The 14,161-nt window shown below is 71.4% G+C and carries 12 protein-coding genes and 2 pseudogenes; 1 reads left to right on the top strand and 13 read right to left on the bottom strand.

Annotated features, from left to right (window positions below; translation table 11 throughout):
• Nucleotides 1–10: 10 nt before the first annotated feature.
• The 12 genes from I59_RS08635 to infC form a co-directional block, all read right to left on the bottom strand.
• On the bottom strand, nucleotides 11–1,207 hold the full coding sequence (locus I59_RS08635; protein ID WP_022903529.1) for an argininosuccinate synthase: 1,197 nt from the start codon (nucleotides 1,205–1,207) through the stop codon (nucleotides 11–13).
• 25 nt (nucleotides 1,208–1,232) lie between these two features.
• Complete coding sequence (gene argF, locus I59_RS08630) at nucleotides 1,233–2,201, bottom strand: ornithine carbamoyltransferase (protein WP_022903528.1); 969 nt, start codon at nucleotides 2,199–2,201, stop codon at nucleotides 1,233–1,235.
• A complete protein-coding gene (locus I59_RS08625; protein ID WP_022903527.1) occupies nucleotides 2,198–3,436 on the bottom strand; it encodes an acetylornithine transaminase in 1,239 nt (412 codons plus the stop codon). Before I59_RS08625 ends, argF begins: the two co-directional genes overlap by 4 nt.
• On the bottom strand, nucleotides 3,433–4,482 hold the full coding sequence (gene argB, locus I59_RS08620; RefSeq protein ID WP_022903526.1) for an acetylglutamate kinase: 1,050 nt from the start codon (nucleotides 4,480–4,482) through the stop codon (nucleotides 3,433–3,435). The genes I59_RS08625 and argB overlap by 4 nt, the downstream gene beginning before the upstream one ends.
• On the bottom strand, nucleotides 4,482–5,759 hold the full coding sequence (gene argJ, locus I59_RS08615; RefSeq protein ID WP_022903525.1) for a bifunctional glutamate N-acetyltransferase/amino-acid acetyltransferase ArgJ: 1,278 nt from the start codon (nucleotides 5,757–5,759) through the stop codon (nucleotides 4,482–4,484). The genes argB and argJ overlap by 1 nt, the downstream gene beginning before the upstream one ends.
• The gene (locus tag I59_RS08610; protein WP_022903524.1) at nucleotides 5,756–6,853 is read right to left on the bottom strand and encodes an N-acetyl-gamma-glutamyl-phosphate reductase; all 1,098 of its coding nucleotides are present in this window, start codon (nucleotides 6,851–6,853) and stop codon (nucleotides 5,756–5,758) included. The genes argJ and I59_RS08610 overlap by 4 nt, the downstream gene beginning before the upstream one ends.
• 73 nt (nucleotides 6,854–6,926) lie before the next feature.
• Entirely contained in the window at nucleotides 6,927–9,419 is a 2,493-nt protein-coding gene (pheT, locus tag I59_RS08605) for a phenylalanine--tRNA ligase subunit beta (protein ID WP_022903523.1), read from the bottom strand.
• Complete coding sequence (gene pheS / locus I59_RS08600; RefSeq protein WP_031273410.1) at nucleotides 9,419–10,459, bottom strand: phenylalanine--tRNA ligase subunit alpha; 1,041 nt, start codon at nucleotides 10,457–10,459, stop codon at nucleotides 9,419–9,421. The genes pheT and pheS overlap by 1 nt, the downstream gene beginning before the upstream one ends.
• A 71-nt stretch (nucleotides 10,460–10,530) precedes the next feature.
• Entirely contained in the window at nucleotides 10,531–11,397 is an 867-nt protein-coding gene (locus I59_RS08595) for an RNA methyltransferase (protein ID WP_031273409.1), read from the bottom strand.
• Between the two features lie 74 nt (nucleotides 11,398–11,471).
• On the bottom strand, nucleotides 11,472–11,855 hold the full coding sequence (gene rplT, locus I59_RS08590) for a 50S ribosomal protein L20 (protein WP_022903520.1): 384 nt from the start codon (nucleotides 11,853–11,855) through the stop codon (nucleotides 11,472–11,474).
• A gap of 27 nt (nucleotides 11,856–11,882) precedes the next feature.
• Entirely contained in the window at nucleotides 11,883–12,077 is a 195-nt protein-coding gene (gene rpmI, locus I59_RS08585; RefSeq protein WP_022903519.1) for a 50S ribosomal protein L35, read from the bottom strand.
• Nucleotides 12,078–12,157: 80 nt separating this feature from the next.
• Nucleotides 12,158–12,817 (bottom strand): translation initiation factor IF-3, encoded by a 660-nt coding sequence (infC, locus tag I59_RS08580; RefSeq protein ID WP_022903518.1) that lies wholly within the window; start codon nucleotides 12,815–12,817, stop codon nucleotides 12,158–12,160.
• A gap of 265 nt (nucleotides 12,818–13,082) precedes the next feature.
• On the opposite strand from infC, the pseudogene I59_RS19575 reads away from it, so the two are divergent.
• Nucleotides 13,083–13,435 (top strand): annotated as a pseudogene (locus tag I59_RS19575) (DUF1844 domain-containing protein).
• A gap of 139 nt (nucleotides 13,436–13,574) precedes the next feature.
• Here I59_RS19575 and I59_RS22790 read toward each other — a convergent pair.
• Nucleotides 13,575–14,161, bottom strand: a pseudogene (locus tag I59_RS22790) (phosphotransferase); the annotation flags it as partial.

Genomic DNA, 14,161 nt, shown 5'->3' with positions numbered 1-14,161 from the left:
CCGCGGGCGACTAGTTGGCGGCGTCGCGGCGTGCCGAGATCTTGCTCGGCAGCGACCACAGCTCGATGAAGCCCTTCGACAGGGACTGGTCGAACGTGTCGCCGGTGTCGTACGTCGCGAGGTCGAAGTCGTAGAGGCTCTGCTCCGACTTGCGCCCCGTGACCGTCGCGCGACCGCCGTGCAGCTGCAGGCGGATGTCACCGGAGACGTGCTGCTGGGTGTGGTCGATGAACGCGTCGAGGCTGCGCTTGAGACCGCCGAACCAGAGGCCGTCGTAGACCAGGTCGGCCCACTCGGACTCGATGCCGCGCTTGTAGCGGTTGACGTCACGCTCGAGGGTGAGGCTCTCGAGCTCCTCGTGCGCGGCGATCAGCGCGATCGCGGCCGGGGCCTCGTAGACCTCGCGCGACTTGATGCCGACGAGGCGGTCCTCCACGACGTCGATGCGGCCGACTCCGTGCTTGCCGGCGAGGGCGTTGAGCTCCTGCACGATGCGGAGCACGCTGAAGCGCTGTCCGTCGATCGCGACGGGGACGCCCTGCTCGAACGTGATCGTGACCTCGTCGGCGTCCCGCGGGACCGTGGGGTCCTGCGTGTACGAGTAGAGGTCCTCGATCGGGGCGTTCCACGGGTCCTCGAGGAACCCGGTCTCGACCGCGCGGCCCCAGACGTTCTGGTCGACCGAGTACGGCGACTTCTTCGACTGCTCGATCGGCAGGTTGTGCTCGTTCGCGTAGACGATCGCCTTGTCGCGGGTGAGCGCGAGGTCGCGGACCGGGGCGACGCTCGTCAGGTCGGGCGCGATCGCGGCGACCGCGGCCTCGAAGCGGACCTGGTCGTTGCCCTTGCCGGTGCAGCCGTGCGCGACGCTGTCGGCGCCGAGCTGCTTCGCGGTGAGGGCCAGGTGCTTCGCGATGAGCGGGCGGCTCAGCGCGGACACGAGCGGGTAGCGCTTCTGGTACAGCGCGTTCGCCTTGAGGGCGGGCACGAGGTAGTCGTCGGCGAACTCGTCCTTCGCGTCGACGACGACCGACTCCACCGCGCCGCAGTCGAGCGCGCGCTGACGGATGGCGTCCATGTCCTCGCCGCCCTGGCCGACGTCGACCGCCAGTGCGACGACGTCCTTGCCGGTGGCGTCCTTGAGCCAGCCGATGCCGACGGAGGTGTCGAGGCCTCCGGAGTACGCCAGTACGACGCGGTCTGCCATGTGGTTTCTCCTTGGGGTGGGGGTGTCAGTTGGTGGTGGCCGGCTCGGCCGTGGCCTCGGCCGGTTCGGCTGCGTTCGCGGCCAGGAGCCAGGCGAGGAGCGCCTTCTGGGCGTGGAGGCGGTTCTCCGCCTCGTCCCAGATGATGCTGCGCGGGCCGTCGATGACCTCGGCCGTGACCTCGTAGCCACGGTCGGCCGGCAGGCAGTGCATGAACACGGCGTCGTCGGCGGCGTGCGCCATCAGCTCGTCGTCCACGCGGTACCCGGCGAAGGTGTCCAGCCGTGCCTGCTTCTCGTCCTCCTTGCCCATCGACACCCACGTGTCGGTGACGACGACGTCGGCGCCGGCGACCGCGGCGACCGGATCGGTGACGACGAGGACCGAACCACCGGTCAGCGCTGCGCGGTCCTCGGCGTCGGTGACGACCCGGGCCGCCGGCGCGAAGGACTCGGGTGCGGCGACTCGGACGTGCATGCCCGCGGTCGCGCCAGCGAGCAGGTAGGACTGCGCCATGTTGCTGGCGCCGTCGCCGACGAACGCCACGGTCTGCCCGGCGAGCGTGCCGCGGTGCTCTCGGATGGTGAGGAGGTCGGCGAGGAGCTGGCACGGGTGGAAGTCGTCCGACAGGGCGTTGACGACGGGGACCCGCGTGCCGGCGGCCATCTCCTCGAGGCCCGACTGGGCGTAGGTGCGCCAGACGATCGCCGACACCATGCGCTCCAGGACCCGGGCGGTGTCCGAGGGGGTCTCCTTGCCGCCGAGCTGGCTGTTCGCCGTCGTGATGACGAGCGGGCTGCCGCCGAGGTCGGAAATGCCGACGTGGAAGGACACCCGGGTCCGTGTCGAGGACTTGTCGAAGATCACCGCGACGGACTGCGGGCCCGCGAGGGGCTTCGATCCCCAGCGGTCGGCCTTCATCTGCGCCGCGAGGTCGAGGATCGCGGACTGCTCGGCCTGGCTCAGGTCGTCGTCGCGGAGGAAGTGGCGGGTCATGCGGAGGTCTCCTGGGTGGTGGTGCCCTGCGCGGCCGCGACCGCTGCGAGGCTCTCGCCGAGGATCGACACGAACTCGTCGATCTCGGCGTCGGACACGATGAGCGGCGGCGCGATGCGCAGGCTCGACTCGTTCGGTGCGTTGATGATGAGGCCACGCTCGAGGGCGGCCTGGTTGACGGCGGGGCCGACCGCTGCGGTCAGGCCGACGCCGATCAGGAGTCCCGTGCCACGGACCTCCGCCACGAGCGGGGAGCCGAGCGACGCGATGCCCGCACGGATCCGCTCGCCCTTGACGACCGCGCCGGTGACGAGGTCGGCCCGTTCGATCTCCTCGAGGACGGCGTTCGCGACACGGGTGCCGAGCGGGTTGCCGCCGAAGGTCGAACCGTGCTGGCCGGCCGAGAACAGGTCGGACGCCCATCCGAAGGTCACGAGGGCACCGATCGGGAAGCCGCCCGCGATGCCCTTCGCGATCGTGATGGCGTCCGGCGTGAACCCGTGGCCCTGGTAGGTGAACCAGTTGCCCGTGCGCCCGACGCCGGTCTGGATCTCGTCGAGGATCAGCAGTGCCCCGTGCTCCTCGGTCAGGCGCCGAGCAGCGAGCAGGAAGCCCTCGGGGAGGTCGACCACGCCGGCCTCGCCCTTGATCGGCTCGAGGATGAGCGCCGCCACGTGGTCGTCGAACGCCGCCTCGAGCGCCTCGACCGTGGAGTCGACGTGCTCGACTCCGGGGACCATCGGCAGGAAGTCCTCCTGCAGGGCCGGCTTGCCGGTGAGCGCGAGCGCTCCCATCGTCCGGCCGTGGAATCCCTGCTTGAGCGCGAGGATGCGGGTCTTGCCGCCGTCCGCGCCCTTGTTCAGGCGCGCGAGCTTGAACGCGGCCTCGTTCGCCTCGGCGCCGGAGTTGCCGAAGTACACACGACCGGCGTCGCCGGCCCCGGTGATGCGCTTGAGCCGCTCGGCGAGCTCGAGCTGCGGCGGCGTCGCGAAGTAGTTCGAGACGTGCACGAGCTTCGCGGCCTGGTCGGACACCGCGTCGACGAGGGCCGGGTGCGCGTGCCCGAGCGAGTTGACGGCGATGCCGGCGAGGAAGTCGAGGTACTCGTTGCCGTCGACGTCCCAGACGCGGCAGCCCTGCCCGCGCTCGAGCATGATCTTCGGCGGGGTCAGGGATCGCATGAGCGACGCCCCGAACCGGTCGTTCCAGGTCTGGGTCTGCGTCTCGGTGCTCACTGCTCGTGCCCCTTCTCGATCGTGGCTTCGTGCTTGCCGGTGGTGACGGTGTGCCCCGCCGCGCTGGCCGACGCCGACGCTGCGACCCGACGGCCGATCTCCGCGTGGGTCATCTGGTTCTCGGTCCGGCGGCTCGGGTCCGGGATCACCTCGGTGCCCGCACCGCGGAGGGTGAAGACCTCGAGGAGGATCGAGTGCGGGATCCGGCCGTCGATGATCGTCGCCCCGCCGACCCCGCCGACCACGGCGTCGAGGCACGCGGTCATCTTCGGGATCATCCCCGACTCGAGCGACGGGAGGAGTTCCCGCAGTTCCTCGACGGCGATGAGGTCGACGATGGAGTCGCGGTCCGGCCAGTTGCGGTACAGCCCGGGGACGTCCGTCAGCATCATCAGCTTCGCGGCCTTCAGGGCGATCGCGAGTGCGCCGGCCGCAGCGTCGGCGTTCACGTTGAGCGCCTGGTCGGGGTGCGCGTCGTCGATCGCGATGCTCGACACGACCGGGATCCGGCCGGCCTCGATCGCCGCGAGCACCCCGGACGGGTCGACGTGCGTGATGTCGCCGACGTGTCCGAGGTCGAAGTGCTCGCCGTCGACGACGACGCCCTTCTTCTCACCGGTGAACAGCGAGCCGCCGTCGCCGAAGACGCCGACCGCGAGGCCGTCGCCGTGCTCGTTGACGAGGTCGACGATCTCACGGTTGACCTCGCCGGCCAGGACGTCACGGACGACCGTGATCGCCTCGGTCGTGGTCACCCGGTAGCCGCCGCGGAACTCGGACTCGATGCCCTGCTCCTTGAGGGCGGCCGAGATCTGCGGCCCACCGCCGTGCACGACGACCGGGTGCAGGCCCGCGTAGCGCAGGTAGACCATGTCCTCCGCGAACGCCCGCTTGAGGTCCTCGTTGATCATCGCGTTGCCGCCGAACTTGACGACGACGACCTTGCCCGAGAACCGTTTCAGCCAGGGCAGGGACTCGATGAGCGTCGCGGCCTTCACGGCGGCGAGCTCGTGCTCTTCTTCCTTGGTCAGGTCGTGATCGCTCATCAGCTGGAGTACGCGCTGTTCTCGTGGACGTAGTCGTGCGTGAGGTCGTTCGTCAGGATCGTGGCTGCGTGCGGTCCGACCCCGAGGTCGATGAGCACGTGGGTCTCACGTCCGGTCAGGTCGACGGCGTCGCTCGGCTCGTCCGGCGCGCCGGCGTGGCAGACCCGGACGCCGTTCATGCTGACGTCGACCGTGTACGGGTCGAACTCGGCGTCGGTCGTGCCGATCGCCGCGAGCACCCGGCCCCAGTTGGGGTCGTTCCCGAACACGGCGGCCTTGAAGAGGTTGTTGCGGGCGACGCTCCGGCCCACAGCGACCGCGTCGTCCTCGCTCACGGCACCGACGACCTCGATCGCGATGTCGTGGCTCGCCCCCTCGGCGTCCTGCTGGAGCTGCTTGGCGAGGTCGGCGCAGACGGCGGTCAGGGCCTCCTGGAAGTCGCCGACCTCCGGCGTGGTGCCGCTCGCACCGGAGGACATCAGGACGACCGTGTCGTTCGTCGACATGCATCCGTCCGAGTCGACGCGGTCGAAGGTCACCCGGGTCGCCGCGCGGAGCGCCTGGTCGAGTTCGTCGGACGTGAGGAGCGCGTCCGTCGTGATGACGACGAGCATCGTCGCGAGACCCGGTGCGAGCATGCCCGCACCCTTCGCCATGCCGCCGACGGTCCAGCCGTCCTCCGTCACGACGGACTGCTTCGGCTTGGTGTCGGTCGTCATGATCGCCGTCGCGGCGTCTGGACCACCGGTCGGGGACAGCGCCGCGGACGCGAGGCCGACGCCCTTGAGGACGTTGTCCCGGAAGGTCTGGTCGCCGACCCCGATCAGCCCGGTCGAGCACACGACCACGTCGCCGGCACCGACGCCGAGCGCGTCCGCGACCGCCTCGGCCGTGAGGTGGGTCGTCTGGAACCCGAACGGACCCGTGAAGCAGTTCGCGCCTCCCGAGTTGAGGACGACGGCGCGCGCGATCCCGTCACCGACGACCTGGCGGGACCAGATGACGGGGTGCGCCTGCGCGCGGTTGCTCGTGAACACGGCGGCGACCGCCGCCTCGGGGCCGTCGTTGACCACGAGGGCCACGTCCGGCTTGCCGCTCGTCTTGAGTCCGGCGGTGACGCCCGCGGCACGGAACCCCGCTGCTGCGGTGACCCCCTGCGCGGTCGTCCCGGCCTGGAGGCCCGCCCCGGCTCCGTCGTGCTGGCTCGCGTCGTGCTGGCTCGCGTCGTGCTGGCTCGCGTCGTGCTGGTCCGCGTCGTGCTGGTCCGCGTCGGTCACGGTGCGACTCCGTCCACGCTCAGGCCCAGGGTCTCGGGGAAGCCCAGGGCGATGTTGGTGGACTGGACCGCTGCCCCGGCGGTGCCCTTCACGAGGTTGTCGAGCGCGCTCACCGCGACGACCCGGCCCGCGGCCTCGTCGACCGCGATGCCGACCAGGCAGGTGTTCGCGCCGGTGGTGTCCGCCACCCGGGGGAACTCGCCCTCGGGGAGGAGGTGCACGAACGGCTCGTCCGCGTACGCCTGCTCCCACGCGAGGCGGACGTCGCGGGCGCTGACGCCCGGCGTGAGCTTGGCGGTCGTCGTCGCGAGGATGCCCCGCGACATCGGCACGAGGACCGGCGTGAAGGAGATCGTGACGTCCGCCGCGCCCGCGACCTCGAGGTTCTGCTGGATCTCGGGGACGTGCCGATGGGTCCCACCGACGGCGTACGCGCTCGCGGACCCCATGATCTCGGAGGCGAGGTAGGTCGTCGCGAGCTTCTTGCCGGCGCCGCTCGGACCGACGGCCAGCACGGCCACGATGTCGTCCGACTCGACGAGTCCGGCCTGGATCCCCGGTTGGATGCCGAGCGTGACGGCCGTCACGTTGCAGCCGGGCACCGCGATCCGCTTCGTGCCGACGAGTTCGGACCGCTGCCGACCCTGCGCCTGGATGTCGTCCTCGTCGCGCCACTCCTCCGCCGACCCCGGCTTCGGGGCCGCGTGCAGCAGTTCCGGCAGGCCGTAGGTCCACGCGCCGTGGTACTCGCCGCCGTAGAAGGCTTCCCACGCGGCCGGGTCGGTCAGCCGGTGGTCCGCGCCGCAGTCGACGACGAGTGCTTCGTCGCCGAGCTCGGCGGTGATCGCACCGGACTGGCCGTGCGGCAGCGCCAGGAACACCACGTCGTGTCCGCGGAGGTTCTCCGCCGTCGTCGCCACGAGGGTCAGGTGGGCCAGCGAGCGCAGGTGCGGTTGCGTGGCGACCAACGGCTGTCCGGCGTTCGAGAACGCCGTCACCGTCCTGACGTCGAACTCGGGATGGGCGGAGAGCACGCGCAGGAGCTCACCACCCGCGTAGCCGGAGGCTCCCGCCACGGCGACGGATACGGACATGGGATTCCACCTTAGGTCGGACTGGTCGTCGAGAGAGTCGGAGGCGGCGGCCCCGGGCGGTGATCCTGGAGGATCAGTCGCGCAGGGTCGCCCCGAATCGCTCGCCGGCACGTCGGACAGCGCCGTCACGGGCCTCGGAGGCCTCGGCAGCGGTCAGCGTGCGGTCCGTGGCACGGAAGCGCAGCGCGAACGTCAGGGACTTCTGTCCCTCGTCCACGCCGGTGCCCCGGTAGTCGTCCACGAGCCGAGCATACTCCAGGAGCTCTCCGGCACCAGTCCGGACGGCGTCGAGGACGTCACCGGCGGGGACCCCGGCGTCGACCACGAGCGACAGGTCCTGCGTCGCGGCCGGGTACGACTCGATCGGTGCGACCGACACGAGCTCCGGTGCAGCGGCGACCAGGGCGTCGAGGTCGAGCTCGACCACGGCGACGACGCGCGGGAGCACCGCGGCCTCGCTGAGCTCGGGCAGCAGCTCACCGGCGATGCCGACGACCGCACCGCCGACGAGGAGCGACGCCGCGCGGCCCGGGTGCAGGGACGGGTGCGTCGTCTGCGCCACGGTCAGCTCGACACCGACCGCCCACGCGATCTCGCGTGCGACGTCGAGCGCGTCCGCGATGCCGTACGGCTCCGCGGCGACGCCCGGCTGCTTCACGACCCGGTGGCCGGTCAGGAGCGCCGAGACGTGGAACGGCTGCGGCGGCAGCGAGGCGTCCAGGGCGGCGAGGGTCGCACGGTCGGGCAGCGAAGCGCCCGCCGGGACGTCGGCGGTGCCGAGCTCGTGGCCGCTCGCCGGCAGGAAGACCCGGGAGGTCTCGTACACGGCGACGTCGACGAGTCCGCGGGAGACGTTGCGCCGTGCGACGTCGACGAGCGCCGGCAGACCGCTGCGGCGGAGTCGGTTCTGCTCGCTGTCGAGGGCGTTGGCGAGCACGACGCTCGGGCCGCCGTCGCCGTCGATGCCCGGGTAGGCCGCCTGCGTCGCGGCGGACACGAACGGCGCGGTGACCACCTCGACCAGACCGGCGGCCGCGAGGGCGTCGGCGACACGGCGACGGGCACGCTGGTGTCCGGTCAGTCCGCGTCCGGGCGGGGCCACGGGGAGCACGCTCGGGATCCGGCCGTAGCCGACGATGCGCGCGATCTCCTCGACGAGCGTGGTGTCGTCGACGAGGTCCGGACGCCAGGTCGGCGGCGTCACCGAGAGCAGACCACCGTCGATGTCCACCGTGGCACCGATCGCGCGCAGGGTGTCGACGACCTCGGCGTCGGTGTACTCGACGCCGATGAGTTCGGCGGGACGGCCGATCCGCATGGCGACAGCGGGACGCGGGGTCGTGTCGACGACGGTCGAGCCGAGCGCGTCGGCCGTGCCCCCGGCGAGCTCGACCAGGAGCTCGACGGCGCGGTTCGCCGCGGCTTCGGACACGAGCGGGTCGACACCGCGCTCGAAGCGTCGGGACGCCTCGCTCGGGAGTTTGTGGCGACGGGCGGTCCGGGCGATCGACACCTGGTCGAAGACCGCGGCCTCGATGAGGACGTCGGTCGTGGTGGCGCTGATCTCGGTCCGGGCCCCACCCATCACCCCGGCGAGGCCGACCGGGCCGTCGCCGTCGGTGATGACGAGGTCTTCCGGGTCGAGCTTCCGGGTGACGTCGTCGAGCGTGACGAGGGTCTCCCCCGCCGCCGCCCGGCGCACGCCGAGCCCGCCGACGACCTTCGCGAGGTCGTAGCCGTGGAGCGGCTGGCCGAGCTCGAACATGACGTAGTTGGTGATGTCGACCGGCAGCGAGATCGAGCGCACCCCTGCGAGCGCCAGCCGTGACACCATCCAGGCCGGTGTCTTCACGGTCGGGTCGATGCCGCGGACGACACGGGTCACGAAGGTGGTCGCACCCTGGCGACCACGGATCGGCGCCCGGTCGTCGATCGTGACGGAGAAGCCGTCCGCATCGCGTGGGGCGACCCGCGCGGCCGGGTCGTGGAAGCTCGCGCCGGTGGCGTGGGCGTACTCGCGGGCGACGCCGCGCATGCTCAGGGCGTAGCCGCGGTCCGGCGTGACGTTGATCTCCACCGCAGCGTCGTCGAGGCCGAGCAGGGCGATGGCGTCGGCGCCCGCCTCCGGCTCCATGCCGAGGTCGGCGAAGCGCAGGATGCCGTCGTGCTCGTCACCGAGTCCGAGTTCGCGCGCCGAGGCGATCATGCCGTCGGACACGTGTCCGTAGGTCTTCCGGGCGGCGATCGGGAACGGACCGGGGAGCACCGCTCCGGGGAGGGTCACGACGACGAGGTCGCCCGCGACGAAGTTGTGGGCACCGCAGACGATGCCGCGGGGCTCCGGCTCGCCGACGTCGACCTGGCACCAGTTGATCGTCTTGCCGTTCTTCTGCGGCTCGGGCTCGAGCGACAGGACGCGGCCGACGACGATGGGCCCGGTGAGGTCGTAGGTGTGGACGTCTTCTTCCTCGAAGCCCACCGACACGAGTGCCGCGTGGACGTGCTCGAGGGTGACGTCCTCGGGGAGGTCGACGGACTCGCCGAGCCAGCGGAGTGGGACGCGCATCAGACCACCGTTCCGAACTGCTGCGAGAAGCGGATGTCGCCCTCGAGGAAGTCACGCATGTCGTTCAGGCCGTTGCGGAACTGCAGCGTCCGCTCGATGCCCATGCCGAAGGCGAAGCCCTGGTACTCGTCCGGGTCGATGCCGGCGGCGCGCAGGACGTTCGGGTTCACCATGCCGCAGCCGCCCCACTCGACCCACCGGGCGCCACCCTTGGCGTTCGGCTGCCAGACGTCCATCTCGGCACTCGGCTCGGTGAACGGGAAGTAGTTCGGGCGCAGGCGGATCTGCGCTTCGGCGCCGAACATCTGGCGTGCGAAGTGCTCGAGCGTGCCGCGCAGGTGCGCCATCGTCAGGCCCTTGTCGATCGCGATGCCCTCGACCTGGGTGAAGACCGGCAGGTGCGTCGCGTCGAGTTCGTCCGCCCGGTACACGCGCCCGGGGGCGATGACGTAGAGCGGGAGGTCGCGGCTCAGCAGGGAGCGGACCTGCACGGGCGACGTGTGCGTCCGCATGAGCAGGTGGCGGTCGACCGGCTCGACGAAGACGGTGTCGGCCATGGCACGTGCCGGGTGGTCCTGGTCGAAGTTCAGGGCGTCGAAGTTGAACCACTCGTGCTCGAGCTCGGGGCCCTCTGCGACCTCCCACCCCATGCCGACGAAGATGTCGGCGACGGCGTCGTTCAGCAGCGAGAGCGGGTGGCGCGACCCGGGGGTGCGGCGCGACGGCAGGGCGGTGACGTCGACGCGCTCGGACTCGAGGCGCGCACGCTCCTCGGCCACGGCCAGGACGGACTCCTGCGCTGCGATCGCCTGGTTCACGGTGCCGCGCGCCTGCCCGACGAGCTTGCCCGCTGCGGCCTTCTGCTCCGGCGGCACACTGCGCATCGACGCGTTCATGCGCGCGAGCGGCGACTGCTCACCGGTGTGCTCGGCCCTGGCCTGCTTCAGCTCGGCGACGGTCGTCGTGGCGCGGACGGCCGCGAGGGCGGCGTCCACGGCGGCGGCGACGGCCGGTTCGCTGATCTCGAGGTGTTCTGACACGAGGCCCAAGCCTACCGGCCCGTGGGATACCGCCGTCCTGTACCCGTCGGACGGTGGAGGGACGCGGGCCGTCAGCCGGCTGTGGAGGAGGCGGCGGCCCGCTGCGCGAAGGCGCTCTCGTACAGGCACACCGAGGCCGCGGTCGCGAGGTTCATCGACTCGGCCTGCCCGTAGATCGGCACCCTCACCGCGCGGTCGACGAGCGCGAGGTCCTCGTCGGTCAGCCCGCGGGCCTCGTTGCCGAAGACCCACGCCGTCGGCCCGTCGAGCATGCCGTCCGCCCGGACCGCCGGGAGGTCGTCGCCCGACACGTCGGCGGCGAGCACCGTGTAGCCGAGCGCTTTCGCCCGGGAGACCGCGTCGGCCAGGGTCACCCCGACCGACACCGGGACGTGGAACAGCGAGCCGGTGGTCGATCGGACGACCTTCGGGTTGTACGGGTCCACCGAACGCCCGGTGAGCACCACGGCGTCGGCACCGGCGGAGTCCGCGGCGCGGATGATCGTGCCGGCGTTGCCGGGGTCGCGCACCTGCTCCAGGATCGCGACCAACCCGGGGAGCGAGCCTTCCGAGGCGGACGCGTCCCGCGCCTCCAGGCCGTCTGCACCGGGATCGGGGAAGACCGCCCGGACCGACGTCGGGAACTGCTGGCAGACGGCGACCACACCCTGCGGCGTCACCGTGTCGGCCATCGTGTCGAGCACCTGCTCGGTCACGAACCAGGTGTCGACGGGCGCGTCGTCGAGCGCGTAGCGGGCGGCGGCGGTCGGCGTGACGTACAGCTCGCGGAGCAGCTCCGGGCGGTACTCGAGCGCCTCCCGCACGGCCTGCGGCCCCTCGAGCAGGAACAGTCCGGTGTCGGCACGGACGTCCTTCTTCGCCAGGGCTGCGACGGCGCGGACCCGGCCGGCCTTCGGGTTCTCGAGGAGATCGCTCACGGACACCAGTCTAGGAACGCGACGAAGCCCCCGCTCCGCGGACGGAACGGGGGCTTCGGGTGCAGCAGGCGTGACTACGCGGCCTTCGGGGCCGAGGTGTCGGCCGGCAGGGCCTTCTTGGCGGTCTCGACGAGCGCCGCGAACGTCTCGGGGTTGTTCACCGCGAGGTCCGCGAGGATGCGACGGTCGACCTCGACGCCGGCGAGGCCGAGGCCCTGGATGAGGCGGTTGTAGGTCAGGCCGTTCGCACGCGACGCAGCGTTGATGCGCTGGATCCAGAGGCGACGGAACTCGCCCTTCTTGGCGTGACGGTCCCGGTAGGCGTAGACGAGGGAGTGGGTGACCTGCTCCTTCGCCTTGCGGTACAGACGCGAACGCTGACCGCGGTAGCCCTCGGCGCGCTCGAGAACGACGCGGCGCTTCTTGGCGGCATTGACCGCCCTCTTTACTCGTGCCATTGATCTATTCCTTTACGTTCCGCCGGCTCAGTGGCCGAGAAGCTTCTTGACGTTCTTCGCGTCGGCCTTCGCGAGGACCTGGTCCTCGTTGAGGCGGGCCTTGCGCTTGGCGCTCTTGACCTCGAGGTTGTGACGCATACCGGCCTGCTGCTTCATGATCTTGCCGCTGCCGGTGACCTTGAAGCGCTTCTTCGACCCGGAGTGGGTCTTCTGCTTGGGCATGGAGGTGCCTTTCCGTGGGATGGGGATTGGGGGCCGCGTCGTTGCGGTGGTGCGCACTGCGCGGGGTCGGTCGCGGGGACCTACTCGGCCGGTGCGGCCTGCTGCTCGGAGCCGGCGGCGGGGGTCTCGTCGCCGGACTTCGCAGCGTGCTCCGATGCGCGACGCTCGGCCTTCTGCGCAGCACGCTTGGCGTTCTGCTCGCCCTTGACGTCGGACTTGTTCTTCAGCGGAGCGATGATCATCGTCATGTTGCGGCCGTCCTGGGTCGGACGGGACTCGACGACGCCGAACTCGGCGATCTCCTCGGCGAACCGCTGCAGGAGGCGGACGCCCTGCTCCGGACGCGACTGCTCGCGACCACGGAAGAGGATCATGGCCTTCACCTTGTCGCCACCGAGGAGGAAGCCCTCGGCGCGCTTGCGCTTGGTCTCGTAGTCGTGCTTGTCGATCTTCAGGCGGAACCGGACCTCCTTCAGGTCCGTGTTCACCTGGTTGCGACGCGCTTCCTTGGCCTTCTGCGCAGCCTCGTACTTGAACTTGCCGTAGTCCATGATCTTGGCCACGGGCGGCTTCGAGTTCGGGGCGACCTCGACCAGATCCAGTTCGGCTTCCTGCGCGAGACGCAGGGCCATGGCGATCGGGACAACGCCGACCTGCTCACCCTGGGGGCCGACGAGTCGGACCTCGGGAACGCGGATTCGGTCGTTGGTGCGGGGATCGGTGATGCGGAGCTCCTTCAATCAGGTGGTCTGCCGTCCGGGACATCTGCCCTGGACGACGGCACGAGAGAGGAGTTCTGACGCACGGATCACGACCCGCTCGACAGCCGCCCGACACCGGACCCGCAGGTCTGGTCGACCGGCGCGGACGCCGGCGGAGCGGTTGGGACCCGGTAGCCTGGTGGTGCACGGCCGCGGGTGGGAGAGACTCCTCTTTCACGATGAGTCCGACCGCCCGAAGGCGCACGGATGCATCTGCCGCGACAGAGTCTAGCAGAGGAGCACCGTGACCGACACCCCGCCGAACGAGCCCACCGGCGCCGACGAGGCCCGCGACATCGCCGAGGTGCCGGCCGTCGAGCTCATCAACACCGTCGCGGTGCACCTGCTCAGCGCCGCCGCCGTCAAGGTCGGGCTGGCCGACGACCCCCAGGAGCAGACCGACCTCGACGAGGCCCGGAAGCTCATCACCGCGCTCGCCGGCCTGGTCACGGCGGCCGCGACGGAGATCGGTGACCACCACGCCCGGCCGCTGCGCGACGGGCTCCGGTCGGTGCAGCTCGCGTTCCGCGAGGCCTCTTCGATCCCGGACGCCCCGGGCAGGGCCCCGGGGAGAAGTACACCGGCCCCGTCAACTGACCCGCGGGTCGCGGACGCGACCCGACGACGGCCGGGAGGCCCGTGGCGGCGCCGCCACGGGCCTCCCGGCCGTCACGTGGCCGCGGCAGGCCGCGCTGGGCGGGCGGTCCTCTGAGCCCACGGCAAGCGTGCGGGCCCGTCAGGCGGCGCTGCGCGCCGCGAGCCGCGAGACGGCCGACAGCGGGATGGCCACCCAGTCCGGGCGGTTCCGCGTCTCGTAGACGACCTCGTACACGGCCTTGTCGAGCTCGAACGCGTCGAGGACCTCGCGGTGCGCGTGGAGGTCCGCGTCGATCCCCTCCTCGTACCCGGCGAGGAACGCCACGCGCGCGTCGTGCGCCCAGGTGCCGGTGTCGACCGGGTCGGCGTCGCGGGCGAGCGCACCGGCGACGTAGTCGAAGGACCGCAGCATCCCGGCGACGTCGCGCAGGGGGACGTCGGGGACGGAGCGTTCGGTCAGGGGGCGGAGCGGCTCACCCTCGAAGTCCAGGAAGACCCAGCCACGCTCCCCCGGTACGGCGAGCACCTGTCCGAGGTGCAAGTCGCCGTGGACGCGCTGCAGGTCGGGCCACACGGCCTCGGTTGCGCGTGCGTACACGGCCCGGACGGCCTCCGCGTGCTCCGCCACCGCGGGCGCCTCGCGCTCCGCCGCGGCGAGCCGGGCGTGCATCGTCTCGAGGGCCTCCCGACGGCGCTCGTCGGTCGCCGGGGTGGGTCGGCAGGACC

It is taken from the genome of Curtobacterium sp. B8 (assembly GCF_000333315.1).
In the GTDB taxonomy this organism is placed as follows: Bacteria; Actinomycetota; Actinomycetes; order Actinomycetales; family Microbacteriaceae; genus Curtobacterium; species Curtobacterium luteum.
This window is presented reverse-complemented; position numbering and strand designations above follow the sequence as displayed.